25 protein-coding genes are annotated in these 26,860 nt (G+C 38.3%); 7 read left to right on the top strand and 18 right to left on the bottom strand.

Annotation, left to right across the window (positions count from 1 at the left end):
- Nucleotides 1–2: 2 nt before the first annotated feature.
- Entirely contained in the window at nucleotides 3–785 is a 783-nt protein-coding gene (locus tag EZ444_RS06665; RefSeq protein ID WP_131607953.1) for a M90 family metallopeptidase, read from the top strand.
- Nucleotides 786–788: 3 nt separating this feature from the next.
- Here the strand turns inward: EZ444_RS06665 and EZ444_RS06660 are convergent, their stop codons facing one another.
- Both EZ444_RS06660 and EZ444_RS06655 read right to left on the bottom strand, forming a co-directional pair.
- On the bottom strand, nucleotides 789–1,778 hold the full coding sequence (locus EZ444_RS06660; protein WP_131607952.1) for an alpha/beta fold hydrolase: 990 nt from the start codon (nucleotides 1,776–1,778) through the stop codon (nucleotides 789–791).
- A gap of 184 nt (nucleotides 1,779–1,962) precedes the next feature.
- A complete protein-coding gene (locus EZ444_RS06655) occupies nucleotides 1,963–4,263 on the bottom strand; it encodes a TonB-dependent receptor (RefSeq protein WP_131607951.1) in 2,301 nt (766 codons plus the stop codon).
- 760 nt (nucleotides 4,264–5,023) lie between these two features.
- On the opposite strand from EZ444_RS06655, the gene EZ444_RS06650 reads away from it, so the two are divergent.
- Both EZ444_RS06650 and EZ444_RS06645 read left to right on the top strand, forming a co-directional pair.
- Nucleotides 5,024–5,416, top strand: a complete 393-nt coding sequence (locus EZ444_RS06650) for a response regulator transcription factor (protein ID WP_131607950.1) — start codon at nucleotides 5,024–5,026, stop codon at nucleotides 5,414–5,416.
- Nucleotides 5,417–5,458: 42 nt separating this feature from the next.
- Nucleotides 5,459–5,929 (top strand): nuclear transport factor 2 family protein, encoded by a 471-nt coding sequence (locus EZ444_RS06645; RefSeq protein ID WP_131607949.1) that lies wholly within the window; start codon nucleotides 5,459–5,461, stop codon nucleotides 5,927–5,929.
- On the opposite strand, the gene hisS is transcribed toward EZ444_RS06645, so the two are convergent.
- From hisS to pdhA, 3 genes are all read right to left on the bottom strand, one after another.
- Entirely contained in the window at nucleotides 5,926–7,314 is a 1,389-nt protein-coding gene (gene hisS, locus EZ444_RS06640; protein WP_131607948.1) for a histidine--tRNA ligase, read from the bottom strand. The genes EZ444_RS06645 and hisS overlap by 4 nt on opposite strands.
- An 86-nt stretch (nucleotides 7,315–7,400) precedes the next feature.
- Nucleotides 7,401–9,041: a pyruvate dehydrogenase complex dihydrolipoamide acetyltransferase gene (locus EZ444_RS06635; protein ID WP_131607947.1), complete on the bottom strand. Its 1,641-nt coding sequence runs from the start codon at nucleotides 9,039–9,041 to the stop codon at nucleotides 7,401–7,403.
- A 30-nt stretch (nucleotides 9,042–9,071) separates the two neighbouring features.
- Nucleotides 9,072–10,067 carry a pyruvate dehydrogenase (acetyl-transferring) E1 component subunit alpha gene (pdhA, locus tag EZ444_RS06630; RefSeq protein WP_131607946.1) on the bottom strand — a complete coding sequence of 332 codons (996 nt, stop codon included), beginning with the start codon at nucleotides 10,065–10,067 and terminating at the stop codon, nucleotides 9,072–9,074.
- Nucleotides 10,068–10,463: 396 nt separating this feature from the next.
- On the opposite strand from pdhA, the gene EZ444_RS06625 reads away from it, so the two are divergent.
- On the top strand, nucleotides 10,464–11,018 hold the full coding sequence (locus tag EZ444_RS06625; RefSeq protein ID WP_131607945.1) for a C40 family peptidase: 555 nt from the start codon (nucleotides 10,464–10,466) through the stop codon (nucleotides 11,016–11,018).
- Nucleotides 11,019–11,031: 13 nt separating this feature from the next.
- Nucleotides 11,032–12,132, top strand: coding sequence for a CapA family protein (locus EZ444_RS06620; protein ID WP_131607944.1), 1,101 nt, complete (start codon nucleotides 11,032–11,034; stop codon nucleotides 12,130–12,132).
- Here the strand turns inward: EZ444_RS06620 and EZ444_RS06615 are convergent.
- Nucleotides 12,129–12,314: a hypothetical protein gene (locus EZ444_RS06615; RefSeq protein ID WP_131607943.1), complete on the bottom strand. Its 186-nt coding sequence runs from the start codon at nucleotides 12,312–12,314 to the stop codon at nucleotides 12,129–12,131. The genes EZ444_RS06620 and EZ444_RS06615 overlap by 4 nt on opposite strands.
- A gap of 139 nt (nucleotides 12,315–12,453) precedes the next feature.
- On the opposite strand from EZ444_RS06615, the gene EZ444_RS06610 reads away from it, so the two are divergent.
- Nucleotides 12,454–13,383, top strand: coding sequence for an SPFH domain-containing protein (locus tag EZ444_RS06610; protein WP_131607942.1), 930 nt, complete (start codon nucleotides 12,454–12,456; stop codon nucleotides 13,381–13,383).
- Between the two features lie 70 nt (nucleotides 13,384–13,453).
- Here EZ444_RS06610 and EZ444_RS06605 read toward each other — a convergent pair whose 3' ends face one another.
- From EZ444_RS06605 to fumC, 7 genes are all read right to left on the bottom strand, one after another.
- Nucleotides 13,454–15,634, bottom strand: a complete 2,181-nt coding sequence (locus EZ444_RS06605) for a carboxy terminal-processing peptidase (RefSeq protein ID WP_131607941.1) — start codon at nucleotides 15,632–15,634, stop codon at nucleotides 13,454–13,456.
- 146 nt (nucleotides 15,635–15,780) lie between these two features.
- Nucleotides 15,781–16,476, bottom strand: coding sequence for a tetratricopeptide repeat protein (locus tag EZ444_RS06600; RefSeq protein ID WP_131607940.1), 696 nt, complete (start codon nucleotides 16,474–16,476; stop codon nucleotides 15,781–15,783).
- A 60-nt stretch (nucleotides 16,477–16,536) separates the two neighbouring features.
- Nucleotides 16,537–16,893, bottom strand: a complete 357-nt coding sequence (locus tag EZ444_RS27585) for a hypothetical protein (protein WP_225874655.1) — start codon at nucleotides 16,891–16,893, stop codon at nucleotides 16,537–16,539.
- Nucleotides 16,894–17,117: 224 nt separating this feature from the next.
- Nucleotides 17,118–17,555 (bottom strand): low molecular weight protein-tyrosine-phosphatase, encoded by a 438-nt coding sequence (locus tag EZ444_RS06590; RefSeq protein WP_131607939.1) that lies wholly within the window; start codon nucleotides 17,553–17,555, stop codon nucleotides 17,118–17,120.
- A gap of 4 nt (nucleotides 17,556–17,559) precedes the next feature.
- Entirely contained in the window at nucleotides 17,560–18,372 is an 813-nt protein-coding gene (locus tag EZ444_RS06585; protein ID WP_131607938.1) for a S1/P1 nuclease, read from the bottom strand.
- Nucleotides 18,373–18,409: 37 nt separating this feature from the next.
- Complete coding sequence (locus tag EZ444_RS06580) at nucleotides 18,410–18,910, bottom strand: fumarate hydratase (protein ID WP_131607937.1); 501 nt, start codon at nucleotides 18,908–18,910, stop codon at nucleotides 18,410–18,412.
- 15 nt (nucleotides 18,911–18,925) lie between these two features.
- Nucleotides 18,926–20,323 (bottom strand): class II fumarate hydratase, encoded by a 1,398-nt coding sequence (gene fumC / locus EZ444_RS06575; RefSeq protein WP_131607936.1) that lies wholly within the window; start codon nucleotides 20,321–20,323, stop codon nucleotides 18,926–18,928.
- 162 nt (nucleotides 20,324–20,485) lie between these two features.
- Between fumC and EZ444_RS06570 the strand changes: the two genes are divergently transcribed.
- Nucleotides 20,486–21,721, top strand: a complete 1,236-nt coding sequence (locus EZ444_RS06570) for a serine hydrolase domain-containing protein (RefSeq protein WP_131607935.1) — start codon at nucleotides 20,486–20,488, stop codon at nucleotides 21,719–21,721.
- Here EZ444_RS06570 and recG read toward each other — a convergent pair whose 3' ends face one another.
- The 5 genes from recG to EZ444_RS06550 all read right to left on the bottom strand — a co-directional run bounded on the left by recG (nucleotide 21,722) and on the right by EZ444_RS06550 (nucleotide 26,746).
- Nucleotides 21,722–23,827, bottom strand: a complete 2,106-nt coding sequence (recG, locus tag EZ444_RS06565) for an ATP-dependent DNA helicase RecG (RefSeq protein WP_131607934.1) — start codon at nucleotides 23,825–23,827, stop codon at nucleotides 21,722–21,724. It lies immediately after the preceding gene.
- 4 nt (nucleotides 23,828–23,831) lie between these two features.
- Nucleotides 23,832–24,743 (bottom strand): EamA family transporter, encoded by a 912-nt coding sequence (locus EZ444_RS06560; RefSeq protein ID WP_131607933.1) that lies wholly within the window; start codon nucleotides 24,741–24,743, stop codon nucleotides 23,832–23,834.
- 3 nt (nucleotides 24,744–24,746) lie between these two features.
- Nucleotides 24,747–25,127: a RidA family protein gene (locus EZ444_RS06555; protein WP_131607932.1), complete on the bottom strand. Its 381-nt coding sequence runs from the start codon at nucleotides 25,125–25,127 to the stop codon at nucleotides 24,747–24,749.
- Between the two features lie 43 nt (nucleotides 25,128–25,170).
- Nucleotides 25,171–25,311 (bottom strand): DUF6728 family protein, encoded by a 141-nt coding sequence (locus tag EZ444_RS27790; RefSeq protein ID WP_317130115.1) that lies wholly within the window; start codon nucleotides 25,309–25,311, stop codon nucleotides 25,171–25,173.
- 76 nt (nucleotides 25,312–25,387) lie between these two features.
- On the bottom strand, nucleotides 25,388–26,746 hold the full coding sequence (locus EZ444_RS06550) for an OmpA family protein (RefSeq protein WP_131608293.1): 1,359 nt from the start codon (nucleotides 26,744–26,746) through the stop codon (nucleotides 25,388–25,390).
- Nucleotides 26,747–26,860 lie beyond the last annotated feature (114 nt).

Below are 26,860 nucleotides of genomic sequence, written 5' to 3'. Positions count from 1 at the left end.
CTATGAACACGATTCTCTTCTTCCTAATTCCGTTATTTATCATTGTTGTTTACTTTATTATTCGGGGCAATCCTTTTAAATCGAAATCTATTCCAACGCTTAGCGCAGCCGAAACTGATCAGCTTTCACAGCATGTCCATTTTTACCAACAGCTAAGTCCAGTAGATAAAGGGAAATTTGAAGATAAAATAGCCGTATTTTTAAGCTACGTAAGGATAGAAGGGATAGATCTTGAAATAAATCCATTAGACCGGGTATTGGTTGCTTCTAGCGCCATTATTCCGGTGTTTGGTTTTGAAGATTGGAAGTATAAAAACCTATCGAGTGTGTTGTTATACCCAGACACCTTTAATAAAGATTTTCAATTTGAAGGCGCAGAAAGAAATATCCTTGGTATGGTTGGTGAAGGTTATATGAATGGGCAAATGATCTTATCTCGCTCGGCATTATTGCATGGGTTTTCCAATGCCGTCGATAAAGAAAATACAGCTATTCATGAGTTTGTGCACCTACTCGATAAATCGGATGGTGCAACAGACGGTGTTCCGGATAACCTGATGAAGCACGAATACGCTGTACCATGGATAAAAATGATTCATCAGGAAATGCAGCAAATAGAAAAAGGCAAGTCGGATATTAACCCTTATGCCATTACCAATGAGGCTGAATTTTTTGCTGTAGTATCCGAATACTTTTTCGAAAACCCTAAACAGTTAAAAGATAAACACCCAGAGTTATATCAGATCTTATCGGATACCTTTTTACAAGATCTTGCCAGTAAATAGCTTTTAAAGACTACCTAACAATGCAACAACAAACTCTGTAGGGATCTCTACATGGGGGATATGGCCACAGCCATCAAATTCAATAATTTTAGCCCCAGGGATCTTAGCCGCAGTTTGCTTTCCTAAAAACCTATACTGTCCGTATAAAACCTGTTGATCAGGGCTAAGTAAGCCTTTGCCTACGATGGTTTTATCTTGTTTTCCGATAAACAAAACGGTTGGCACTCTTACATTGATAAACTCGTGTACAACTGGCTGCTCATAGATCATGGTATAAGTCATTGCGGCAACTTTTGCCCATCTTGGAAAATCAGCACTATTGGTTACTCCTGCAGCTACCCGTACCAACTCTTCATATTCAGGCTTCCAAACCGTAAAATAAGAGCTTTGGTAGTATTTTTTAATGCTCTCTGCTGTAGCTTTCAACTCTGTCGCATACTGTTGATCGGTGCTTACATAAGGAACAAAAAGACGGTAATCTTCTAGTCCTATAGGATTTTCAAGTAACAACATCTCTGTTTGTCCAGGATACATCAGCGCAAAACGGGTAGCCAACATTCCACCCATTGAATGACCTAACACACTTGCTTTTTGGATACCCAGTGTATCAAGCAAAGCTTTATTCCAGGCTGCCATTTGATGAAAACTGTAATGAATGAAAGGTTTTGAAGATTTACCAAAACCAATCTGATCTGGAACTATCACTCTAAATCCTCTGCTGGTTAAAGCTTTGATAACTTCTGTCCAGTAATATCCCCCAAAGTTTTTACCATGGAAAAGCATCACTGTCCTGCCGTTGGCCATTTGTGTGGGTGCAACATCCATGTAGGCCATACGTACATCCTGCCCTTCTACAGCTATAGGGAAATATTTTACGGGATAACCGTATTTAACATTTTCTAAAGTGATGGATAAAGTATCTGTTTTTTGAGCCTGTGTAGCAGTAACCAAACAAAGAATGGCCAAAATGGAAAGTGATAGTCTTTTTAACATAGTTAGTTTTTAAAGCAACAATAAAAGGAAGCGAAAGTTCTAAACTTAAGCATTATTTATTTTTATGTGCAAAATAAGGGAATTATAGTTGTATAGGCTGTATCATTAGCCCGTTCGTGATCCTGAATTTATTTCAAGATCACGAACTGACTAATGATACAGCCTTACAAAGAGTTACCTCCGACTATAAAAAGGGAACACTAATCCCGAATGTAACATTACGACCCGGGTTATAAATACCTACTGGCTTGTACCTACTTAGGTGATTGTAATATTCCTTATTTAAAAGGTTTTGTCCGGTTACCCAAACATTCAGTTTGCCTTTATCCGTATTGAAGCTTGTACCAAAACCCGCATCCAATAGTGTGTAACCATTAGTCTGTGTTTCAAAACTATCAAAACGAGCTTGTTTAAATGTGTTTGTAACACCTACTTTAAAGTAAGTATCGGCTAATCCTTTTACATTTGGTTCAAAGCGTATTTCATTGCTGATACTGGCCGCTGGAATGAATGGCAAAGCCTCATCATTAGCCCTATTCACACCTTTCGTATAAGAGAAGGAGTTTTCAAAATGCAGGGATTTCACGATGTGAAAATCAACAGAAGCCTCGCCACCAAATAAATCGGCATTGGTTTGCACATAACGATAAACTGGTAGAGTTTCTACACTCCCATCCTCATTATCGAAAGGCATGGTCTCATTGTTAAAGTTTCCGGGATAAATGTAATTAAAGATCCTATTAGCATACGCATTTAAACCAAAGGTTACCTGCTCGGCTGTATACTCCAATCCAAGGTCGAACTGCAGACTGGTTTCCTGCTTCAAATTGCTGTTGCCAATCTCGTATCTAAAGGTTCCTTCATGTCGACCATTCGCACCAAGCTCGGCAATGTTTGGTGCTCTGAAGCCCGAACCAGCATTGCCTTTAAGCACCAGATTTTTTGCAACTTCGAAAGCGAAGCCCAATGAACCAGACATATTAGAGAACTCGTTGTTAAAGCCATTAAAAATCTGTTCTCCATTAAAGCTCAAATCTTTACCATTCATCTTTTTGTAATCGTAACGAACACCTGCATTGATCGCCCCCTTTGTGAAATTTCGTTTCAAATAAACAAAAGCACCGATGTTGTTGCTGTTATAATCGGGGATCAGAAACTCCTCACCACTATTCACGTTATTTTGATACATGCCTTGCACACCAACTGCGGGTTGCCATTCGCCAAGATTAGGAAAGTTGTACTTTACATCATAGGTATATGATTTGAGGTTTAAGTTTAAACCTGGCTCCTGCGCACTTTCTTCAAACTCTTTTCTAATATTACTCTGGAAAGCAAATACGGTTTTCAATTGTCCCTTTCCCAGGATAAAATTGCTGTTCAAAGCGGCTCTATAATGTGTCAGGTTTTGGAATGGCAAACCGACTGCTCTTTCCTTCGCTTCCGATTGGGGGATCACATCCCCGTCTTCATTTACAAAGTTACCATCTGCATTCGGCCCATTTTCGACAAGTCCAATATTGGTATGAAAACGGGAGAAGCTAAGATGAGAATAGCCCCAACTTTTATTTAAGCCCAACATTCCATTGAAATCTAGCTCATTAAACCCTGAATTTGGCACAGTGGTATTTTTATACCCAAAACCGTATGCATTTTTATAAGATGCACGTCCGCGATAAACAAAGCCATCATCGTTTCCTTGCAGCATTAATGAAGAGGCGCTTAGTCCGTTATTTGTACTATAGGTAGAACTAAACGCACCATTGTATACACCTGGTGCAGGCACTAGATCATCGATCACATTAATTACACCACCCAATGCATCCGAACCATACAATAAACTTGCTGGTCCTTTTAAAATCTCAATCCTTGCTGCAGAGAACTGATCGACCTGGATACCGTGCTCATCACCCCATTGCTGCGCTTCTTCTCTTGCACCATCAACCATTGTTAGAACCCTGTTGTAGCCAAGGCCTCTTATGATTGGTTTAGAGATAGCTCCACCGGTGCTTACCTGAGAAACACCCGGGATTTTAGCAATTGCATCAATCAGGTTTGTACCTCCAGATTGGGCTAGTTTTGTTTTGCCCACTGTAACCACTGATAAACTATTGGTTTTATTGTTAGAACTAAAGGGTGTGCCAGTGATGACCACCTCTGCACTCTCGATAACTGAGGCCGATAAAGGAATCACTAAGTTATGTTGGCTGCCCAGATCAACTAGTACAGAATATGTTTTGTAGCCCACAAAACGAACTTCTAGCAAAAACTTCCCTTTTGCAGGTACATTTTTCAGAATAAATTCCCCTTGTTCGTTAGTGCTTGTAATGGCTTTTAGATCCGTAATGTAAATGGTTGCGCCTGGAAGCGGAGACTTCATATCAGCGTCAATAACCTTGCCTCTAAACTGGGCAACTTCGGTAGCGAAACTCAATACCGGAAAAAATAGATATAGTGCTATAAATAGTAAAAGATGTACTCTTTTCATCAGAATAAATTGTTTAAACGACGGCACCGGCATATAATCATATGCTGATCCATCAAAATAATAATTAAAAGGAAAACAGGTGTACTACCTGTAAATTGGCAATTAGGCTACAGGAGGACCCCGAAGCGCCAGGTCAATTAATTCTGTATAAGACCCACTTATGGTGTGGTAGGTTTTGGATACAGGTTTCCAAACCAGGTAAACCTGAAACTGATGTTTAGTGGTAATGTAATTTTTTTCGAAATGAGCTTCACAGATTAAACAATGTTCCGCTTTATTGGTAACATGCAATTTATGGGTACATGTTTTTTCATGAACAGAGCACTTAGGCTCATCGTGATGGTGATTGTGAAAGGCACCAAAGGGAGTGAGTGCTATGGCAAATACCCATAACAACAAAACCGATAATATCCGATGGATATGTAAATGTCTTTTCCCCAATTCGAGTCAAAACTAATAAATTCTATATAATTATATTCAATGATTTATAATCATTGCCAATCTATGACGAGAATTGTACAAATAAAAAAAGAGGAACAATCGCCACAATTGCTCCCCTTTTTTAACCTAAAACTAAAAACTATATATAAGACTATAATAATAGCAAAAGGTTTCATCGAAATACATATTTTTTATTATTTGTAATTAGTTTACTTAGGTCGGGTCACCCATCCATAAATATTATTGTTTAAAAAAAACAAATAATATCTAAACAAATCGTCGTACTTAATATCTTTGTAATTATAAATCGCCTCCGACTTTGAAAAAAAAAGCTGTAACATTTAAAAATATCCTTGTCATTGAGGATAATAACGCCATTCTTGATGTGATCACTTTAATTCTGCAAAGTGAATCCTATAAGGTAACCGGATTAAGTAAAAGTGCAGATATGATGATGCACATTGATCTGAATAAGCCGGATCTTCTTATTCTTGATATCATGCTTCCTGACGGAGATGGAAGAAATTTGTTAAAACAGCTAAGAACAAATCAACCAACAGAGAAGTTACCTGTCCTGATGATCTCTGCAAAATATACCGCACAGAACATACAGCACGGAGAATACAAGCCAAATGGTTTTTTACCAAAACCGTTTGACATTGACGAACTACTGGATAGAATTGAGGGTATTCTTGCCGGAAAGACATACTAGCCCTGTGGGCCAAATTCGTAGATTAAACTAAAAGACCTTACTATGAACGACAACGAACAACTTATCCAACATTTTTATACTAGCTTTCAACGAAAAGACATACAAGCGATGCAAGACTGTTATGCAGCTGATGCCACGTTTAGCGATCCCGCATTTACGAATTTAAATGCTGCAGAAGTCAGATCGATGTGGGCCATGCTATTGAAGAGTGGCAAGGATATGCGCATTGAGTTCAAAAACATTAAAGGTAATGAAGGTGGTGCAACCGCCGAATGGGATGCCTGGTATACTTTTTCTGCGACAGGCAATAAGGTTCATAATTCCATAAAAGCTTCTTTCCTGATTGAAAATGGAAAAATAGTCAAACATACAGACCACTTCAACTTTTACCGATGGTCAAGACAGTCCCTTGGCTTGACCGGCGTATTACTGGGATGGACCAGCTTCCTCAGAAATAAGGTCAGTATTACTGCAAAGAAAAAACTGAAAAGCTTTATGCTTGGAAAAGCTTAATTAGCTTTTAACAATTCAATGATGGCTTCGGCAGATAACTTTTGTTGCTGTCCACTTTGCATCTCTTTTAATGTGAGCAAGCCTGTTTGCATTTCATCACTTCCGATCAATATCACATATGGGATCTGCTTATCATCTGCATAGCTCATTTGCTTTTTAAGCTTCGCTGAGGCAGGATATAACTCTGCAGCGATATTTTCCGCACGCAAACGCTGTAAGATCGGCAGCGCGTATCTTTCGGCGTCATGATCGAAATTACTAATCAATACCTTTGTGCCAACAGCAGCAGATTCAGGAAAAAGGTTTAGTTCCTGCAATACGTCATAAATCCTATCAGCCCCAAAAGAGACACCAACTCCAGTTAAACCCTTTAAACCAAACATACCGGTTAAGTCATCGTATCTTCCGCCACCGCCGATGCTGCCCATGGCTACCTCATTGGTTTTAACTTCAAAAATACAGCCTGTGTAATAGTTTAATCCACGCGCTAGCGTGATATCAAGCTCCACATTAGGTTTTAAAGAAGAATCGGCTTTCAGCATTTCTTTTACATAATCAAATACCGATTCTATTTCCTTTATCCCGGTTAGGCCAGTTTCGGAAGTTGCCAGTACAGATTTTAAGCTATCCATTTTCTGCTCATTTGAGCCTTCCAATAAGATAACAGGTTTTAATTTCTCAATATCATCTTCAGTAAAACCGCGTTCTATCAGTTCTTTGGTTACTCCATCCAGACCAATTTTATCCAGCTTATCTATAGCCACAGTCATATCAATAATCAGTTCTGGTTTGCCAATTACTTCAGCAATCCCTGATAATATTTTACGATTATTGATTTTTATAGTAAAGTCTTTTAATCCCAGATTGCTCAACGCTTCCTGGTAGATCAGAATAAACTCTGCCTCATTTAATAAACTATCTGAGCCTACCACATCCACATCACATTGATAAAACTCTCTGTAACGTCCCTTTTGCGGTCTATCAGCACGCCATACTGGCTGCACCTGGAAACGTTTAAAGGGCAATGAAATGTCATTCTGGTGCATCACAACGTAACGCGCAAAGGGCACGGTTAAATCATACCTTAAAGCCTTTTCACTAATGGATGAAATCATCGCATTTGAATTGGCTTGCGCCAATAAATCAGGTTTTACTTTAGAAAGGTAATCTCCGCTGTTTAATATCTTAAATATCAGTTTATCCCCCTCATCACCATACTTACCTGTTAAAGTCGAAAGATTCTCCATTGAAGGGGTTTGTATTTCGGCATAACCGTATTTCTTAAATACCTTTTTAACAGTATCAAAAATAAAATTACGTTTCACCATTTCCTGAGGAGAAAAATCTCTGGTTCCTTTTGCTAAAGAGGGTTTGATATTCGACATGAGCGCAAAAGTACAAAACTAACGGGCATAAAAAAAGGTTGTCTGCTTTTACGCAGACAACCTTTTGTATTTTTATGATTTGAAAGTTAAACCAATAATCTAATTGGCTCTTCTAATAATCCTTTAAGTGTTTGCAAGAAAGCAGCACCTGTAGCCCCATCAACCACACGGTGATCACAGCCTAAGCTCAGCTTCATCACGTTACCCGGTACAACTGCTCCGTTTTTAACGACAGGAATTTGTTGTATCGCACCTACAGATAGGATTGCTCCATCAGGAGAATTGATGATTGATGTAAATTCATCAATACCAAACATACCCAGGTTAGAAACTGTAAAAGTAGATCCTTCCCAATCCGATGGTTGTAATTTTTTAGCTTTTGCTTTCTGTCCGTATTCTTTAACCTCTGCAGAGATATGAGATAGTGATTTACCATCAGCAAAACGAACTACAGGAACCAATAAGCCATCTTCTACAGCCATTGCTACACCAATGTTTGTATGCTCATTGAAACGGATTTTATCACCTCTCCATGAAGAGTTGACTGCAGGATGTTGTTTTAACGCAACAGCAACAGCTTTAATGATAATATCGTTGAATGAAACTTTAACTGGAGCAACAGAATTAATAGCCGTACGTGCAGTCATTGCATTGTCCATATCAATACTAATATTTAAGTAGAAATGTGGAGCAGTAAACAAGCTTTCTGCTAAACGTTTAGCGATAACCTTACGCATTTGCGATACAGGCTTCTCAGTATATCTTTCTTCACCTACATATTGAGGAATAACTGGCGCTGCTTTCTCTGCAGCCGGAGCTGATGAAGATTCTGCTTTTGCAGCCGCTGGAGCAGACTTAAAGTTTTCGATATCTTTCTTAATGATACGTCCACCATCTGCACTCCCTGCAACCTGTGCAAGATCAATTCCTTTATCTTTTGCGATTCTTTTTGCTAATGGAGATGCCTTTACGCGATCTGTACTAGTCGATGAAACCGGAGCTTCTTCTGTTGCAGCAGCTTTCTCTGCTACCGGAGCATCAGATGTTTTATCAGCAACAGGTTTTGCAGGAGCATCACCTTGACTAAGAATTCCACTGATGTCAGTTCCAGCAGGGCCAACAATAGCAATAATGCCATTTACTTTAGCTGCCTGACCTTTTTCAACACCGATATGCAATAAAGTTCCTGCAGCATACCCCATCACTTCCATAGTAGCCTTATCGGTTTCTACATCAGCAAGGATATCATCGTCTTTAACTTTATCACCAACTTTTTTATGCCATTCAGCAATTACGCCTTCAGTCATAGTATCGCTTAGCAAAGGCATTCTTACTACAGTAACACCCATTTTCTCCAAATCAGCTTCGCTTAAACCAGTCGCCGCAGCAGAAGTACTTTCTTCTTTCGCTGCTTCAGCAGGTTTAGTCTCTGCAGCTGGAGCAGCACTAACGGCGCTTTCAGCATCAAGGGCAGCTTTATAATCTTCGCCTTCTTTACCTATAACCGCAATAACAGCATCAACTGGAACAGCTTTACCTTCTTCTACACCTATGTATAAAATGGTGCCATCCCAATATGATTCTAAATCCATGGTCGCCTTATCGGTTTCCACTTCGGCCATTACATCACCGCTTTTAACTTTATCGCCAACTTTTTTATGCCATTTAGCCATTACACCTTCAGTCATGGTGTCGCTCATTTTGGGCATTCTAACTATTTCAGCCATTCTATAATATCTATTGAAATGCGTTCTTAATTAATCTTTTACGTAAGGATAATCCTGTTGTACATAAACATCCTTAAATAACTCTGATGCATCAGGGAAAGGAGATTCTTCTGCAAATTTCACAGCATCATCCACAATCTGTTTTATCTTACCTTCAACTTCTTCAATCCAAGCCTGATCAGCATATTTCTCTTTCAAAACAACTTCTCTTACAGTCTCAATTGGATCTTTAGCTTTATATTCTTCTAATTCGTCTTTAGTACGATATTTAGCTGGATCAGACATCGAGTGTCCACGGTATCTGTATGTTCTCATTTCCAGGAAGGTTGGACCTTCACCGGCTCTTGCACGCTGAATAGCTTCATCCATTGCATTATGAACTGCAACAGGATCCATACCGTCAACCGGAGCACATGGCATATCAAAACCTAAACCTATTTTGTAAATGTCAGTCATGTTTGTGGTACGCTCAACAGAAGTTCCCATTGCGTAAAAATTGTTCTCACAAACAAATACTACAGGAAGTTTCCAAAGCATGGCCATATTGAATGCTTCGTTTAAAGCACCTTGACGAACAGCACCATCACCCATGTAACAAATATTTACATTGTTCGTGCCTTTATATTTTTCAGCAAATGCAATACCTGCTCCCAATGGAATCTGTCCACCTACAATTCCGTGCCCACCATAGAAATGAAATTCTTTACTGAACATGTGCATTGAACCACCTTTTCCTTTTGAACAACCAGTAGCTTTACCATACATTTCTGCCATAATGCTATCTGCACTTACACCCAAAGCTAGCGCATGAGCATGATCACGGTAAGTAGTAATCATGGAATCTCCTTTCTGCATAGCAGAAATTGCTCCGGCTACTACCGCTTCCTGACCGATATATAAATGACAAAATCCACGGATTTTTTGTTGTCCGTAAAGTTGACCGGTTTTCTCTTCGAACTTGCGCATCAGCAACATCGACTCAAACCACTTCAGATAGGTATCTTTATTTATTTCTACTGCACTCATTTTTGGGGTGTTGATTTTTTTACGAGAGCAAATCTACTTTTTTATTGCAATAAATCGAAGCAATTGATGTAAAATGCCTATAATGGTTACATAAATTATGTTGGCCAGCAATGCTTCTAACAAGGTCAATATTAACGCATATAGCCAAGATAACAAATTAAAAGCAAACAGATCATTCAGAACGCAATCATAAGTTGCACTTAAAACCCGACTGGCAGAAACTTATATGGTGGAAAAAATTTAGGCCCCTTTGTTAAAATGTTGATAACTTTCAATATAAAATTGCCCGAATTTGGATAACATTTGTAAAATGTATATGTTTGCCATCCAAACAATAAGCCCGTAGTGGTGTACGTTTAAGTGTAAGTGATTAATACCCAAACTTAACAGTATAACATGATAAAAAAGTTTTTGTTGTCCTCCCTAATTTGTTTATGCAGTCTTACGGCTATCAACGCACAAACGAAAACAAAAGAAACAAATAAATTAGCTGATCCAGACAATTTAGCTTCACAATATTTTTCACAGGTTATGGGTGTTGCAGTTGATGCAACTTCAAACGTAAAACTATACAAATTCATTTACGAATGGATTGGTACTCCTTACAGATTTGGAGGAAATACACAAAAAGGAATCGATTGCTCGGCTTTCACCAAAGCAATTTATGATAAAGTTTTCAACACTACCATCTTAAGAAACTCGCGTGATATTTTTAGCATGGTTGACCCATTACCTAAGGATGAACTGAAAGAAGGAGATCTGGTATTCTTCAAAATAAAAAGCCGCAGTATTACACATATCGGAATTTACCTTGGAGACAATCGATTTGCTCATGCTTCTTCAAGCCGTGGTGTAGTAATTAGCAATTTAAACGAACCTTATTACTCAAGATATTTTTATAAAGGTGGCCGTATATTAGATGGCGTGAAGGAAGATCTTATTCAAGAATAGATCATCTTTAAAGATGAAGTTTTCTACCATAGGCTTTTTCTCCGCCGCTATCCTACTTGCCGCCTCAAGCTGCCAAAGCAATACCGCTAGTGTTCCTAAACATTTACCTGTCCAGGACACCGTTAAGGTTGTAAAAAAAGACACGATATCCATCACCGCTGTTGGCGACATCATGATCGGCTCTGCTTATCCAAGTAAATCCAATCTGCCCCCTGATGATGGCGTAAATAGTTTTAAAGCCGTAGCCGATTATTTAAAAGGCGATATCATTTTTGGCAACTTAGAAGGCTGCTTCTTAAATAATGGAAAATCTACAAAATGTAAAGATACCATTGGCAATAGCTGTTTTGCGTTCAGAATGCCTGAGCGTTATGCAGGTATCATCAAAAATGCCGGTTTTAACTTACTCAGCGTAGCCAACAATCACGTAGGAGATTTTGGATTAAAAGGGAGAACAAGAACAGCCGCCATTTTAGATTCCCTAAACATCAATTACGCAGGCCTGCTATCTCATCCTTTCAGTGTTTTTGAAAAAGATAGTGTTAAGTATGCTCTCTGTGCCTTTGCTCCAAATGAAAACACCGTATCGATAAATAAGATTGACAGTGCGATACAACTGGTTAAGCGCTTAAAAGCGAAAGCTGATATTGTTATTGTTTCCTTTCATGGTGGCGCAGAAGGTGCTAAATTCGAACATGTAACCAAGAAAACGGAAATATTTTACAACGAAAACCGTGGCAATGTATACGCATTTGCTCATGCTGTAATTGATGCGGGTGCCGATGTGGTTTTAGGCCACGGCCCTCATGTTACAAGAGCGATGGAAGTATACAAGAATAAATTCATCGCTTATAGCCTGGGCAATTTTTGCACCTACGGTATGTTCAGTCTCAAAGGTCCGAATGGAATTGCTCCCTTACTACAACTCAAAATAAACAGCAAAGGAGATTTCCTATTTGCTGATATTATTTCTGTAAAACAGGACAAGATCAATCGTCTGACAGTAGATACTCAGGACGGGGCGTTCAAAAAGATTAAATCCCTAACTGATACGGACTTCCCCGGACACCGTTTAGATTTTTCTTCGGCAGGACGAATCCAACGGAGAAACTAGGACTCGTCCTTTGTATTTTTAACCAAGCCGATACCTGACACAAAAAATATCAATCCAATAATGCCAGCAACAATCAGTTCCCGGCTTTGTATGCTATGATTTACAAAGCCGTATCCGGCGTAAATAAGTCCTATTACACCTAATATAGTTAGTACAGTGCCAAAAATACGTTTAACATTCATAATGATTATGATTTAGTATAACTGTATTACAATATCCATGCCTCTATGGAAATTCAACAATGTGATTATTAAATCTTCAAATGAGACAAGAATTTTAGTACCTTGATATCATTATATTAGTAACCTATAAAACCCCATTATGTATACAACGTATATCATTCTTTTTGTGCTGATAGTCATTTTAATCAGTTCATTTGTTACCGTTAAACAAGGTACAATTGCTGTAGTTACAATTTTTGGAAAGTACAGACGGCTTTTAAGCCCAGGACTGAGTCTAAAAATCCCTTTAATAGAAACCATCCACTCCCGAATCTCGATACAGAACAGATCGGTAGAGTTATCTTTTCAGGCAGTTACACAGGATCAGGCAAATGTATATTTCAAAGCCATGCTTCTTTATTCAGTAATCAATCATGATGAAGAGACCATTAAAAATGTAGCTTTTAAGTTCGTAGATTCAACTAACTTAATGCAGGCATTGATTCGTACCATCGAAGGGTCGATCAGGGCTTACGTGGCCACACAAAAGCAAGCCAACGTACTTGCACAGCGTAATGAGATTGTAGACCATGTTAAGCATCAGATTGACCAGGTATTGGAGAGTTGGGGTTATCATTTGCAGGATTTGCAACTAAACGACATTACATTTGATGAAGAGATCATGCGCTCGATGAGTCGCGTTGTAGCCTCTAACAACTTAAAAGCAGCTGCAGAAAACGAAGGTCAGGCTTTATTAATTACTAAAACCAAAGGTGCAGAAGCCGATGGTAATGCAATTAAAATTGCTGCCGCTGCTGAGCGTGAGGCTGCACAGCTTCGTGGACAGGGAATTGCCTTATTTAGGGCTGAGGTTGCCCATGGTATGACTAAAGCGGCTCTGGAAATGGAAGAAGCTAACCTGGATATCTCGGTAATCCTTTTCACCATGTGGACAGAATCTATCAAACAGTTTGCAGAAAACAGCGAAGGCAATGTGATCTTCCTTGATGGTTCAACTGAAGGGATGAATCGTACCATGAAAGAAATGATGGCTATGCAAATTCAAAAAACTACAGATAGCAAAAAATAAATACTTGCTTGTATAAAAAAGGGGTTTTATCACGTGATAAAACCCCTTTTTTATATCGTTAACTTAATCTTTATTTAAACTCTCCTGTAGTTTTAACAAATTGTTTTCCTTTAGGATTTGCCAGCTGCATAAAGTCCGCCATAATCTTTAAGCTCTCATTCTGAATAAAATCAAAATTATCTTCTTTCTTTATCTTGTCTCCTTTTTTAACAGGCGCCAAACCTCTTGATGCTCTTAAAGAGTTCAACCTAGCCAAGTTTTTAGCTTCAAGACTGTCTCTTTCCACTTTCAATTTAGCTTCATTTAAAGGCACCGAAACTTCACTTTCGCGTTTTTTAGATTCAGCAATATCTTGTACCATAATTTTATAATCAGGCGATTTGTCCATGCGTTGTTCATGTAGCTTAACAAGCTCCGATTTAAATGGCGTCAGATCAGCCACCGGAGCAAAATCAGACTTTTTAACTTCATCCCAAGGCAAAGCTGAAGGCTCTGTATCCTCTCCTATTTTATCCATTGGATATAATGATGGGAATTGAATATCAGGCATTACACCTTTATGTTGTGTACTGCTACCCGTTACACGGTAAAACTTAGCCATTGTAAGATTAATCTGTCCGAGCTTAACATCTTCTTTACCTGTTTTTATAATTGTTCCGTTTTTATTTACCAAAGCCGCTAGCTTCTGTAAAATAGACGGATTAACCAATTTATTCATATCGATTGAAGATTGCACGGTTCCTTTACCATAAGTTTGTGTCCCCATGATGATCCCTCTTCCATAATCCTGAATAGCACCGGCAAAGATCTCAGATGCAGAAGCACTCAATCTATCTACCATAACGCCCAGTGGGCCATCCCATACTACACCTGGATTAGCATCCTCACTTACTTCTACCTCGTTTTTAAGGTCCTTAACCTGTACAACAGGTCCCTTATTGATAAACAAACCGGTAAGATCAATGGCTTCAACCAAAGAACCGCCACCATTTGCTCTTAAATCCATTACAATTGCATCAACTTTATCTAGCCTTTTTAAGGTATCAATCAATAGCCTTACATCACGTGTTGTGCTTTTATAATTAGGATCCCCGGCATTTGCCGCTTTAAAATCAGCATAAAAAGCAGGAACAGTAATGATTCCTATTTTGTATGGTTTGCCGTCCGATTGGATTGTCTGTACTTTCTTCTTAGCAGACTGATCTTCCATTACGATTTTCTCTCTCACCAATTCTATAATAACTGGTTTAGAAGACATCTCTTTTCCTACAGGGATGATTTTTAGACGAACCTTTGTACCCTTAGGCCCTTTTATTTTAGCAACTGAATTTTCAATTCTCCAGCCAATGATATCTTCGAATTCACCATCACCCTGCGCTACACCGATAATCCTGTCGCCAGCACTTAATAGCTTGCTTTTAAATGCAGGTCCGCCTGGAACTACTTCCGAAATCTTCAATATTTCGTTTTCCAGTTGTAATCTAGCCCCGATACCTTCAAAAGACCTTGCCATGTCTTCATTAAACTGCTGTGCATTAGCCGGATTGAAATAGTTTGTATGCGGATCAATAGTTTCAGTAAATGCATCCATGATGGTTTGAAACACATCTTGATTATTTAGCTTTGAAGCTTGTGACTTCAACGCCTGATAACGCTTTGTAAGTGTTTCTTGATTCTTAGCCTCAGCAGTTCCGGCAATCTTTAAATTAACCAGTTCGTATTTAATCCTTTTTCTCCAGATATCATCCAGCTCAGCTTTTGATTTTGCCCAAGGCATTTTTTCACGATCAAACACATAAGTTTCATTCGCATTAAAATTCTGCTTCGCTTTAATTTCAGTGAAGGCAAAATTGATAAACTCGTTATATCGCTTTAAATAAACATTAAATATATAAAACGGGGCATTCAAATTTCCGCTACGGAAATCGTCATCCAGTGAATTTCTAAATTTTTCAAACTCCTTAATATCCGATGCCTGGAAGTAATATTTATATGGATCCAGCTCCTTAATGTATTTATCCAATACCAATGAAGAGATTGAATCGTTAACTTTTATCTTCTTGTAATTGTAGTTTTCAATCAGCGCAACGATCTCCTTACATACCAATGCCTGTTTTTCATCAGGCATAATATTGCTGACTCCCTGAACCAATTGTTGAGGTTGCGGGGCAGCGTGACATGCAAGAACTGCGGCAGTAAAGGTTACCAGTAATATCTTTTTCAACATCTCTTTTACGATTTTAAAATCCATTTTTGTATTTAGTACTAATATGATACCAATTTTAGAAAAAAAAAGAAAAGAGACAGTATTATTACTGTCTCTTTTCTGTAAACATACTAAAAGTAGTCAAATTACTATAATGACAATGATACAAAAAAAACGATTTGTTTTATAATTTATTGTTTCACCAATTGTTTCTTGGCCATAGCTTTAGCAGGGATTTGAGCCTTTGCTTCCCTAATTTGATTTTTAAATCTAGCCATATTTGAAGACTTAGCTAAAAGCTCGGCCCTGTTCAGGTCTTTCAGTGCAAGGGTATATTCTTTTTTCTTCGTTTTTACCTGTGCCATACCTAAAATTGAATCTATATATGCGTTGTTATCGCCAACCTGTTTAGCAAGTATCCCCTGTTGGGTATAGAACCATAAAGATTGAGTTAACTTATCTGCTGCCAGGTATATTTTACCTAACTGGCTATACGATTCCATCTGTCCCGTTTTACTGCCAATTTTAGCGTAATTTTTTAAAGCTACATTAAGCGTCACCTGTTCCGCTTCGGCATAATGTGCCATTAGATAATGAGCATTCGCCAATCTCAATAAGGCAGAACCATATTGGCTAAACTTTTTAGAACTATTGTATTCAAATGCGGCTTTACCAAATAGGGTAATTGCATCATTTAAATCACCGTGACGTTCTTTTTTTTCAGCGTCAGCAAAATAGGCATCCCCGCTATTTTCTTCCAAATTTGACGTAACAATATTCACCGCCCCATTTACTTGTGGTGGTTGTTGTGACAAGAAAGGATTTGTTTGGGACATAGCCTGATTAGCGCTAAAAAGACAAATCAATAGGAAACAGATTTTATTCATCGCATCAAAGATATGACAAATTTACATAAACAACTGTATACTAAACAAAAAGGAGAAAATTCAAACTTTACTTAGGGGTAGATAACCGAGGTGCAATTCATCTTCAAAAAGGAGGGTTGTAGGCTCTATTTGTATATCGAACCTACTTTTCATGTGTTCTGGAAGGACATCAGCTATTTCAAATGCATCATCAACATCCACTCCGTACTTATCATCAATATGGGAAACAGCACCTTCAAACCCTGTATGCTTATAAAAGGTGGTTTCTTTAGCTAATCTGCTGGCATCCGCCATCGTATCAGCAACCAGAAGCATTTTATAGTGGAGTTCATCAAATTCTCCTGGTTTATAGCCTCCAAGATTGATAAAAAATAATTTATTGACATTAGTCTCCACTACATCTCCTTTGGGTACCACTTTTAAACTATAGCTCCCCACAGCTGTTACTTCCCGCCAGGCATCAATATGGATTTTATCATTTGCTTCTGGCCAAAAATTAAGAATATCAGTCTTCAGATCACTTATGGAATCCCTATGGCAAAAAAAATATCATGCTGTTCTGTATGTCTACCTTGCGGTTTACAGCCAAGTAAAATCATAAATAATTTTGGTACCAGGTTACCTTCCATTTCACAAAGTATTTACTTAAACTCTGCTATAAGTTGTTTACAACGCTCTTCTATTTCTAGAAAAACGGGCTCAAACAGTTTATCATCAAAATAAGGATCTGTTACTTCAAGCTCATCCGGTAAAAACAACTTCACTTTATTCCGATGTTCCGTAGTTGAAGCAAGCTTTAATACATCCTTCAAATTATTTTGATCCATAACCAGGATATGATCGAAATCATCAAACATATCCCGGTTAAAATGTTTAGCTCTTTGCTTAGAAATATCATAACCAAAATTGCTGGCGACAGCAATACTCCTCCTGTCAGCAGGCTGATTTACATGCCAATCACCAGTACCTGCAGAAGAGATTTCCCAACCCAATTGTTGCTCCTCTACCAGATGGCGCATAATCCCCTCCGCCAATGGCGAACGGCAAATATTACCCAGACAAACCATTAATATCTTCATTTACTTAGTTATAAATGTCATTAAGAATACTTGCCAGGCAAATTCCACCTTTTAAAAGCTGCTCATTAAGCAAACCTACAAATTCGAAATTATACTTATAGCTCAATTTTTCTTCTGGTTTAATATTAGCATAAATCTTATTGCATGCCTGATAAGATCCATAAACATAATCCTTTAATGAATAAGTTTTCCAGGTACCCAATTGAGCAGCAGATGGATAATCAATGGCATTCGCATACTCCGTATAACTTAACTGCTGATAACCGATAAGCGCTTCATCCCAAACCCTGTGTAGATTAGATTTTTCGCCAAACCAGGTTACAAAAACCTTATTTCCACCCAAATCTTCTTTTCTAGCTGTATGCATTGGCTGATTTAAGTCGCCAACCAAATGGATAAGCATCCGCATAGCCAATAACTTCTGATCTGCGGTGCTCTGCTTGTTTTTTAAGGTGGCAGTCATTTCAAGAGCTTTATTGTATACATTCGCTCCCTTTTCAGTATCCAACACATCAAATACACCTTGCTTATCTAATCCTTCAGGCAAGTTTACAAAATGCCAGTTGTATAAATAGTCATAGGTAGGATCAGACTTTATAAAGTCACCCCAGTTACTTGCCATAGCAAGGCTTTCGTTACCTAAGATATCTTTTACTCCTTTTCTTGCTTTATTAGTCAGATGGCTTTCCGCAACTTGTGCAACTATCCTATGACCAAGCATCCCCCAAGCTCCTGCATTTAGCGGTAAGTACAGAATAACAGCTAAAATTAAAATGGCTTTGTACCCAGTAGTTATTAAACTCTTTTTCGTATTCATCGATGTATAATTATGCTTATCATAGCGATATCAGGTATTACAATTCTTTAGGCACGCAAATAATCCGTTCCTTTAAAATCAGATTACATTCCCTTTGATTACCTACACTTTCCAGATGCAGGCTGCTAGGTTCAGAAGATTTAATGTAAAAAGCTTTTTCATATCTTCCAATCTGGTAACAGCCCGACACCTTTTGTTTATAATTTGCCTTAGTGTAAGTTCCTGCTAAAAATAAGCTATCTCCCCTTACTGCATATACCCCTTTAGCGTATTCTTTCCACACCCCACCGTTAAAGCAGGAGTCCGAATAGTAGTTCACTTTGGAGTGTGTGGTCAGGTCAACATAAAACGAGTCACAGGTAAACTTAAACTTATGCTGTGTATAACTCAACAGTTTATCCGAATTTTTGATACTGTCTTGATTCCATATACCTTGCAAAAAAGCTTCTCCTTTTCCCTGAACATCAGGTAACCTTCTGCACGAGGCAGATACACACAAAATAAGCAACAGATAAAATGCCAATCTCAACATTCCCATACAAATATTAAGTGCTTATTTTAAACTACCAACCATATCCTCTGGACGAACCCACTCATCAAATTGTTCACCGGTTAATAGGCCTAATTCAATTGCAGCATCTCTTAAGGTTTTATTTTCTTTATGTGCTTTCTTTGCAATCTTTGCTGCATTCTCGTAACCAACATGAGGATTTAATGCCGTCACTAGCATTAAAGAGTTTTCCAAATGTTTTTTTATCTCTGGAAGATTTGGAAGAATTCCGGCAGCGCAATGGTCATTAAATGAAACGCAAGCATCTCCAATCAAACGTCCCGATTGTAAAACGTTGGCCGCAATTACAGGTTTAAACACATTCAGTTCAAAATGGCCTGTAGCCCCACCGATACTTACAGCAACATCATTTCCAATCACCTGAGCACAAACCATTGTTAATGCTTCTGGTTGTGTAGGGTTAACCTTACCTGGCATGATAGAAGATCCCGGTTCGTTATCAGGAATAATGATCTCCCCGATGCCAGAACGCGGGCCCGAGCTTAACATCCTTACATCATTTGCAACTTTCATTAATGAAACCGCCACACGCTTGTATGCACCAGAAAGCTCTACCATTGCATCATGCGCAGCTAAAGCTTCGAATTTATTAGGCGCAGTAACAAAAGGCAAGCCTGTTAAATCCGCTATCTTTTTAGCCACCAATACATCGTAACCTTTAGGCGTATTTAAACCTGTACCAACAGCTGTACCGCCTAAAGCTACCTCACTGATCATTACCAAAGCATTTTTAATAGCTCTAAGACCATTACTAACTTGTTGTGCATAGCCAGAAAACTCTTGTCCAAGAGTTAAAGGAGTAGCATCCATAAAGTGAGTACGTCCTGTTTTTACGATTGTAGCAAATTCTTCAGATTTAGCGACAAGGGTTTTATATAATTTTTCTAATCCCGGAACCGTAACTTCAACGGCTTGTTTATAAGCCGCAATGTGCATTGCAGTAGGGTAAGTATCATTTGATGACTGCGATTTATTTACGTCATCATTAGGATGCAAAACTTTTTTATCATCAGCCAGATCTCCACCATTCAAAACGTGCGCACGATAAGCGATAACCTCATTGGCATTCATGTTACTTTGCGTACCTGAACCCGTTTGCCAAATCACCAATGGGAATTGATCATCTAAGCTACCTGCAATCACCTCATCACAAGCTTTTGCAATCAAAGTTGCTTTATCTTGTGATAAAACACCCAGTTCTGTATTTGCTAATGCCGCTGCTTTTTTCAAATATCCAAAAGCATGAATGATCTCTTTAGGCATAGAAGCCTCCGGACCAATTTTGAAGTTATTTCTTGAACGTTCAGTTTGAGCACCCCAATATTTATCAGCAGGCACCTGCACTTCACCCATCGTATCGTGTTCGGTTCTAAAATTCATAGTATTCTTTTTTTTGTTGTCGCAAATTTAAAGTTTTTATGCCTCAATGAGTTGGATTTATGTAATTAATCAACGACAAAGTTTACAATGTTTAAAACTCTTTTACGTTTAAAGGGGTAAAAATCCTTATTTTTCGACTTTTTAACCTGTATTGCATTGTCCATGAAATTTCGTCAACTAACTATAGCCTTATCATTAGCCATATTATCATTATCATCCTGTTCAAGTCCGGCAGAAAAAGCCAAGAAGGCAGAAGCAGATAAAAAAGTAAGAATACCTGAAGACGATAAGGCGGATAGTTTATTATTGGTATACAATCCGGCAAAAGGTGATAAATGGATTGCCGATTTTGTACAAAACTTACATAAAAAATATAGCTTCAATGGAAACGTACTGGTAGCAAAGGGTGGAAAAATCATTTATGAAAAAGCTGTTGGCTGGGCGGATTACCTACATCGCGACAGCCTGAAAATAAACTCAGAATTCGAGCTAGCTTCTATTACCAAAACCTTTACCGGTGTTGCAATTATGCAACTGGTTGAAACAGGAAAGCTTAAACTTACAGACGATGTGAAAAAATTCTACCCAAACTTCCCTTATGACGGGATAACTGTAGAATTACTACTATCGCACCGTAGTGGAATGATGAATTACGTTTATTTCATTGACGATATCTGGCGTAAGGAAAAACGCGACATGAAAAAAGGAGTATCAAACCAGGAAGTAATGCAGGTAATTGCTGATAAAAAACCTAATCCATATACCAAACCTGACAGACTTTTCCATTACAACAACTCGAACTTTATGGTGCTGGGTGCAATTATTGAAAAGGTAACTGGGCAACGCTACTCCCAATATATGATGGAACATATATTTAAGCCGGCCGGGATGAAAAACACACATGTTTATTCTAAAGCAGAGTATGAGAAAATCCCTGTAGACGTTGTAGGTCATGATCGTAACAGCTGGCGATACTCTGTAGTGCAAAACTTTTTAGATGGTCCTGTTGGCGATAAAGGTATTTACAGTACTTTGCATGACTTAGTCTTATATGATAAATATTTAAAGAACGGTAGACTATTAACACAAAAAAGTCTGGATTCAGCGTACAGAGGCCGAAACAAAGCTATTAAAGGTCATTTTAATTATGGCTATGGCTGGCGTATGTTTGACGGAGAAAAAGATAGAAAAGTAGTGTACCACACAGGTTGGTGGCACGGGTTCAGACACATCTATGTACGCGATTTCCAAAAGGATATAGTCGTTATATTTCTAGGCAATTTAACCAATGGCAGTCTGATGCACCTCGATGAACTATATAAGCACCTTGGCGTACCAGTTATTCGTAAGGGAGCCTATTCTGGCGCAGGATCTTTACCCGGAAGCGATGAGGATTAATTAAGAAATCTTATCAAAGGCAATACCGCGACGCCTTTTAGCAAGATAGGTCTTCAGCAAACTATTTTCGGGCAATTCCAGATGAGGATCTACAGTCAGTAATTCTATAACTGTATTTCTGGCTTCCTGCAAAATGAGCTGATCCTTTGCCAAGTCCGCCAATTTCAGTTCCAACACCCCACTTTGCTGAGTACCGGTAATATCACCGGGGCCACGGAGTTGCAGGTCTATTTCTGAAATTTCAAACCCGTTACTGGTTTTCACCATGGTTTCCAGACGTAATTTCCCGTCTGCACTTAATTTGTTTCCAGACATTAGAATACAGAAAGATTGCTCGGCACCACGCCCTACCCGACCACGTAATTGGTGCAATTGTGAAAGTCCAAAGCGCTCTGCATTTTCAATGATCATAACCGAAGCATTCGGAACATTAACGCCCACTTCGATTACAGTCGTAGCTACCATAATCTGACTTTTGCCATCAATAAACTGCTGCATTTCGTATTGTTTATCGGCGTTGCTCATTTTACCATGCACAATACTAATCTGATAATCTGGCCTCGGAAACTGATAGCTCATCTGTTCTATCCCAGCCTCGAGATGCAAAAGATCCAACTTCTCACTTTCCTTAATCAATGGATAAACCACATAAACCTGTCGCCCCTTGGCAATCTCCTGTTTCATAAAACCAAACATCCGCAAACGCTGCCCTTCAAACAAATGTTTCGTTTCAATTGGTTTCCTGCCCACAGGCAATTCGTCGATCACAGACACATCCAAATCACCGTACAGCGTCATCGCGAGCGTCCTTGGTATCGGAGTAGCCGTCATCACCAATATATGTGGGGGTACAATATTTTTACGCCACAGCTTAGCGCGTTGCTCAACTCCAAAACGGTGTTGTTCATCAATCACTACCAGACCAAGGTTTTTAAATACAACCTTATCTTCGATCAAAGCGTGTGTTCCCACTAAAATATCGATCTCACCTGCTTCCAATGCCAGGTGTAGCTGCGTACGTTGCTTCTTGGTTGTACTGCCAGTAAGTATGGAGACCTTAATCAGGCGATCCTTTAATAACGAACTGATTGATTCATAGTGCTGACGAGCCAATATCTCTGTAGGCGCCATCATACAGGCCTGATAGCCGTTGTCATTAGCCAGTAGCATACTCATTAAAGCTACCGCCGTTTTACCGCTCCCAACATCTCCCTGCACCAAACGATTCATCTGAATACCGCGCTGGGTATCCATTCTAATTTCTTTGATTACGCGTTTCTGTGCACCAGTAAGTTCGAAAGGAAGTATTTCATTATAAAATGTGTTTACACGTTCCCCGACTAACGGAAACAAGTGTCCTTTAAATTTCAGCTCTCTAAGTTGTTTATTGTACAACAACTGCAATTGAATAAAGAATAGCTCCTCAAACTTCAATCTACTCTCAGCCTTTTTTAATAAAGCAACATCTTTAGGAAAGTGGATATTTAAAATAGATTCCTTCCTTGATATCATGTGATATTTTTCGAGAATATAAGGAGGTATAGTCTCCTTAACTTCAAAAAGATGTTGTTCCAGCAATAAGGTTTGCAGCTTTTGAATACCCTTACTATCCAAAAAAAACTTCTTTAATTTCTCTGTCGAATTGTAAACTGGTTGTAGCCTAAGGTTACCAGTAATGGTGGCAGGCCTCGGATAACTTTCCAATTCAGGGTGCGAGATACTAAAACTCCCATTAAATACCGTCGGCTTACCAAATACAATATAAACCTTCCCTTTCATCACATGCTCATCTACCCATTTTAAACTTTGAAACCACACCAATTCAATGGAACCAGTTTCGTCAGTCAAACGGGCTACAATTCGCTTCTTATGTTTTTCGCCAATTTGTTCTTTACCTGTAATCCGTCCTAATATCTGCACATAAGGAAGCTCAGGGCTCAGTTCGTTAATTTTATAAAACCTTGTCCTGTCAATATACCTAAATGGAAAATAATTGAGCAATTGGTCGTAAGTAAAAATACCCAGCTCCTTTTGCAAAAGTTCTGCACGTTTAGGCCCCACGCCCTTCAGAAATTCGATAGTCGTATCTAAGGTAGATGCAAACAAAGCTTTAAATATTTTTTCTCTTAAATGTAAAGATATCTTTTATGATAGCCCAATTAAATACAACTACCGATAGTAGCAGTAATAAGTAAGCGAACAATTGATGTGCATCAACATATTCACCGAAGTAGAAAATAGCTACCGTAAAGGCTATAATGGGATTTATATAAATAATAATCCCCAACGTTGACGACGGAATTCCTATTAATGCAAATAAACTTAAAAACAAAGGAATTATGGTGAAAAAGACAGCAATTAGTGTAATATTTCCCCAAAACCATAAGTCCTGAGGAAAGCCTTCATGTTTCAATAAATAAAAAGGCAACATTAGTATAACTGCAAAACCTATTTGGACAGCCAATACATTTAACTTATCCAAATGTTGCATTTTGCGCTGTATAATGAGGTAAAATGCATACAATGAAGCAATGATTACCGACCATAGCACTTCTACAAATGAACCGGTGGCCAACAACAAAATACTCAATAAAGCTATACCAAGGGATATCAATTTCAGCCTGGATAATGATTCTTTTAAAATCAAGAATCCTCCAAAAGCGGTAATCAGCGGGCATACCATATAAGCAAAGGCCGCCGATTGCAAACTCACGTTATTTACGGCGTAGATATAAGTATACCAGTTAGATGTGAGCAGCAACGTAGAGCCAATTAACTGCAATAGAATATTGCGCCTCTCCCTGTTCGTAATAAACGAAAGATAAACGAGATCCTTTTTAAGCTCTTTTCTTCTGAATACAAGAATAGCAAGCCAAATAAAAATAAGGGAGGTAAAAATACGATAATACAAGATCTCTTCTGAAGGAAAAGCCTTCAGATTTCTTAATGGAATCGAGAAAAAACCCCAGATAGCAAAAGATAAAATCCCTGCAAAAAAGTACCGTAAATTAGATTTCGGCAAAATTTAAGCTTTATATGCAGTCATCGAAATTTCCACGTTTACGCCCTTTGGCAATCCTTTTACAGCAACCGTTTCACGAGCAGGAAAGTTCTTGTCAAAATAAGAACCATACACTTCATTCACTTCAGCAAATAAGCCCATGTCTGACAAAAAAATGGTCGTCTTTACCACATCTTCAAATTCATAAGAAGCTTCAAGTAAAACAGCTTTAATGTTTCTCATTACCTGGTGTGTTTCTTCCTTTATTGAAGATTGAGTTAGGTCACCCGTTTCAGGATTTATAGCTACCTGACCTGACAAAAATAAAAAGCCATTAGCAATTACTGCCTGACTATATGGTCCAATTGGAGCCGGAGCATCAGTGGTGTTTATTACCGTATTCATATCAGTATTCAATTAATATTAAGAGTTATGATGTTGTTTAAATTCAGCTTAAAAAAAGCCAATCAATTAATTTCCATAAAACACCTCCTACAAACATCACAATAGCAATAGCATTGATGATGTGCATGATTTTTATATTGGTATTTGTTGGCCTGTTCGAATCCTTTTTTCTGAATAAATACATACTTACACAAAGGTATAAATAAAAAAAAGAGGGCTTCAAAATTGAAGCCCTCTTTTTCGTATTTAATTAGAAATAATTAGTTTCTAGCTGATTCAACACGACGGTTTTGGATACGACCTTCTTCAGTATCGTTTGAAGCGATTGGATTAGCTTCACCATGACCTTTAGTTACAACTTGACTAGCGTTAACACCAGAGTTAACTAAGTAAGTTTTAACAGAGTTAGCTCTGTCTTTAGATAATTTCACATTGTATGCAGCAGTACCTTCGCTTGAAGCGTAACCGTTTACAGTTACTTTACCACCGTTTTCACGCAATACTGAAGATAATTTATCTAAAGTAGGGTAAGACTCAGTTTTTAAAACTGAAGAGTTGAATTCAAATTGGATAGTTTCAAAACCAGTTAAGTTACCAGTGTTTGGAGCTACAACTGTCTCTACTTTAGGTAGAGGACATCCTGAACCATCAACAGCTGTTCCTGCAGGAGTACCTGGACATTTGTCGAATTGATCAGAAACACCATCACCATCGCTATCTTTTTTCAAACCTTCAATAGATTGTTCAACAGCAGATACACGAGTTTTTAAAGCTTCAACTTCATTACGTAAAGATGGATCTTTCAATTCATCATACATTAAAGCTAATGGGTTAACCCACTCTAAAGCCGGTTTAGATTTAGAACCTAAAGAGAATTCTAATCCAGCATATCCGTAAGAGAATTTATCTTTGTTTGAAGCGCCATTTGCATAAACTCCATCCAAGTTATCTCCGTCTAAGAAGTGCATAGTATAACCTAAGTTAAATGCTACACGCTCAGAAACTTTAAATTTAACACCTACACCTACTGGGATATATGCTTCTTTAACGTAAGTTTTAGCATCATGTGAGTCACTTGCAGTACCAACTGATTTATCTTTCCAGTCAACAACAGTATTATTTGCTAAAGTTACTTTAGGCGCATAAGCGATTAAACCGTAACCAGCAGATACGTAAAAGTTCACAGAGTTCTCACGACGCAAGAAATCTACTGTAGCTACATTTACAACACCTCTAATGTCAGCTGAGTAACCAATTTCAGTTTCAAATGCTCTAGTACCATTTTGAACTTGACCAGGAGCATCTTTGTTAGTTCCAGAGATCTTTCCGCGGAAAATGTTACCTTCTATGCCAAAAGCATGACCTAATTGTTTTTTCAATGAAATGCCGTAACCTAAGTTAACTTCAGCATTTTTGAAATCGTTAGTACCACCGATAGCAACAAATGGAGATAAAACACCACCGTTAACACCAATAGACCACGTTCTGTACTGGCCTCTACCACCAAATACCTTGGCAGAAGAAGAAGTCGTAGCATCCTGAGCGCTAGCAAGAGTTGTTACTCCAACTATCGCTACGAAAGAGGCTGCTAGACCCTTTTTTAAAGTAGAATAATTCATAATTTTCTTTTTTAAGGTTAAACAAATTTTAATTGTATAATTTTTTTGTGTAGCAAAATTAAACAAATTTTTAAATTCTCAAAACACTTACACAAACTCCGTTCCAAACTTCTA

Source organism: Pedobacter hiemivivus (assembly GCF_004331685.1).
GTDB classification, from domain to species: Bacteria; Bacteroidota; Bacteroidia; order Sphingobacteriales; family Sphingobacteriaceae; genus Pedobacter; species Pedobacter hiemivivus.
Note: the sequence above shows the minus strand (reverse complement) of the source record. Positions and strands in the feature narration are given on the sequence as shown.

Bases quoted from the DNA above. Each gene is read 5' to 3' on its own strand.
- EZ444_RS06665 (WP_131607953.1), top strand. From the start codon at position 3: ATGAACACGATTCTCTTCTTCCTAATTCCGTTATTTATCATTGTTGTT.
- EZ444_RS06660 (WP_131607952.1), bottom strand. From the start codon at position 1,778: ATGTTAAAAAGACTATCACTTTCCATTTTGGCCATTCTTTGTTTGGTT.
- EZ444_RS06655 (WP_131607951.1), bottom strand. From the start codon at position 4,263: ATGAAAAGAGTACATCTTTTACTATTTATAGCACTATATCTATTTTTT.
- EZ444_RS06645 (WP_131607949.1), top strand. From the start codon at position 5,459: ATGAACGACAACGAACAACTTATCCAACATTTTTATACTAGCTTTCAA.
- hisS (WP_131607948.1), bottom strand. From the start codon at position 7,314: ATGTCGAATATCAAACCCTCTTTAGCAAAAGGAACCAGAGATTTTTCT.
- EZ444_RS06635 (WP_131607947.1), bottom strand. From the start codon at position 9,041: ATGGCTGAAATAGTTAGAATGCCCAAAATGAGCGACACCATGACTGAA.
- pdhA (WP_131607946.1), bottom strand. From the start codon at position 10,067: ATGAGTGCAGTAGAAATAAATAAAGATACCTATCTGAAGTGGTTTGAG.
- EZ444_RS06625 (WP_131607945.1), top strand. From the start codon at position 10,464: ATGATAAAAAAGTTTTTGTTGTCCTCCCTAATTTGTTTATGCAGTCTT.
- EZ444_RS06620 (WP_131607944.1), top strand. From the start codon at position 11,032: ATGAAGTTTTCTACCATAGGCTTTTTCTCCGCCGCTATCCTACTTGCC.
- EZ444_RS06615 (WP_131607943.1), bottom strand. From the start codon at position 12,314: ATGAATGTTAAACGTATTTTTGGCACTGTACTAACTATATTAGGTGTA.
- EZ444_RS06610 (WP_131607942.1), top strand. From the start codon at position 12,454: ATGTATACAACGTATATCATTCTTTTTGTGCTGATAGTCATTTTAATC.
- EZ444_RS06605 (WP_131607941.1), bottom strand. From the start codon at position 15,634: ATGGATTTTAAAATCGTAAAAGAGATGTTGAAAAAGATATTACTGGTA.
- EZ444_RS06600 (WP_131607940.1), bottom strand. From the start codon at position 16,476: ATGAATAAAATCTGTTTCCTATTGATTTGTCTTTTTAGCGCTAATCAG.
- EZ444_RS06590 (WP_131607939.1), bottom strand. From the start codon at position 17,555: ATGAAGATATTAATGGTTTGTCTGGGTAATATTTGCCGTTCGCCATTG.
- EZ444_RS06585 (WP_131607938.1), bottom strand. From the start codon at position 18,372: ATGAATACGAAAAAGAGTTTAATAACTACTGGGTACAAAGCCATTTTA.
- EZ444_RS06580 (WP_131607937.1), bottom strand. From the start codon at position 18,910: ATGGGAATGTTGAGATTGGCATTTTATCTGTTGCTTATTTTGTGTGTA.
- fumC (WP_131607936.1), bottom strand. From the start codon at position 20,323: ATGAATTTTAGAACCGAACACGATACGATGGGTGAAGTGCAGGTGCCT.
- EZ444_RS06570 (WP_131607935.1), top strand. From the start codon at position 20,486: ATGAAATTTCGTCAACTAACTATAGCCTTATCATTAGCCATATTATCA.
- EZ444_RS06555 (WP_131607932.1), bottom strand. From the start codon at position 25,127: ATGAATACGGTAATAAACACCACTGATGCTCCGGCTCCAATTGGACCA.
- EZ444_RS27790 (WP_317130115.1), bottom strand. From the start codon at position 25,311: ATGTATTTATTCAGAAAAAAGGATTCGAACAGGCCAACAAATACCAAT.
- EZ444_RS06550 (WP_131608293.1), bottom strand. From the start codon at position 26,746: ATGAATTATTCTACTTTAAAAAAGGGTCTAGCAGCCTCTTTCGTAGCG.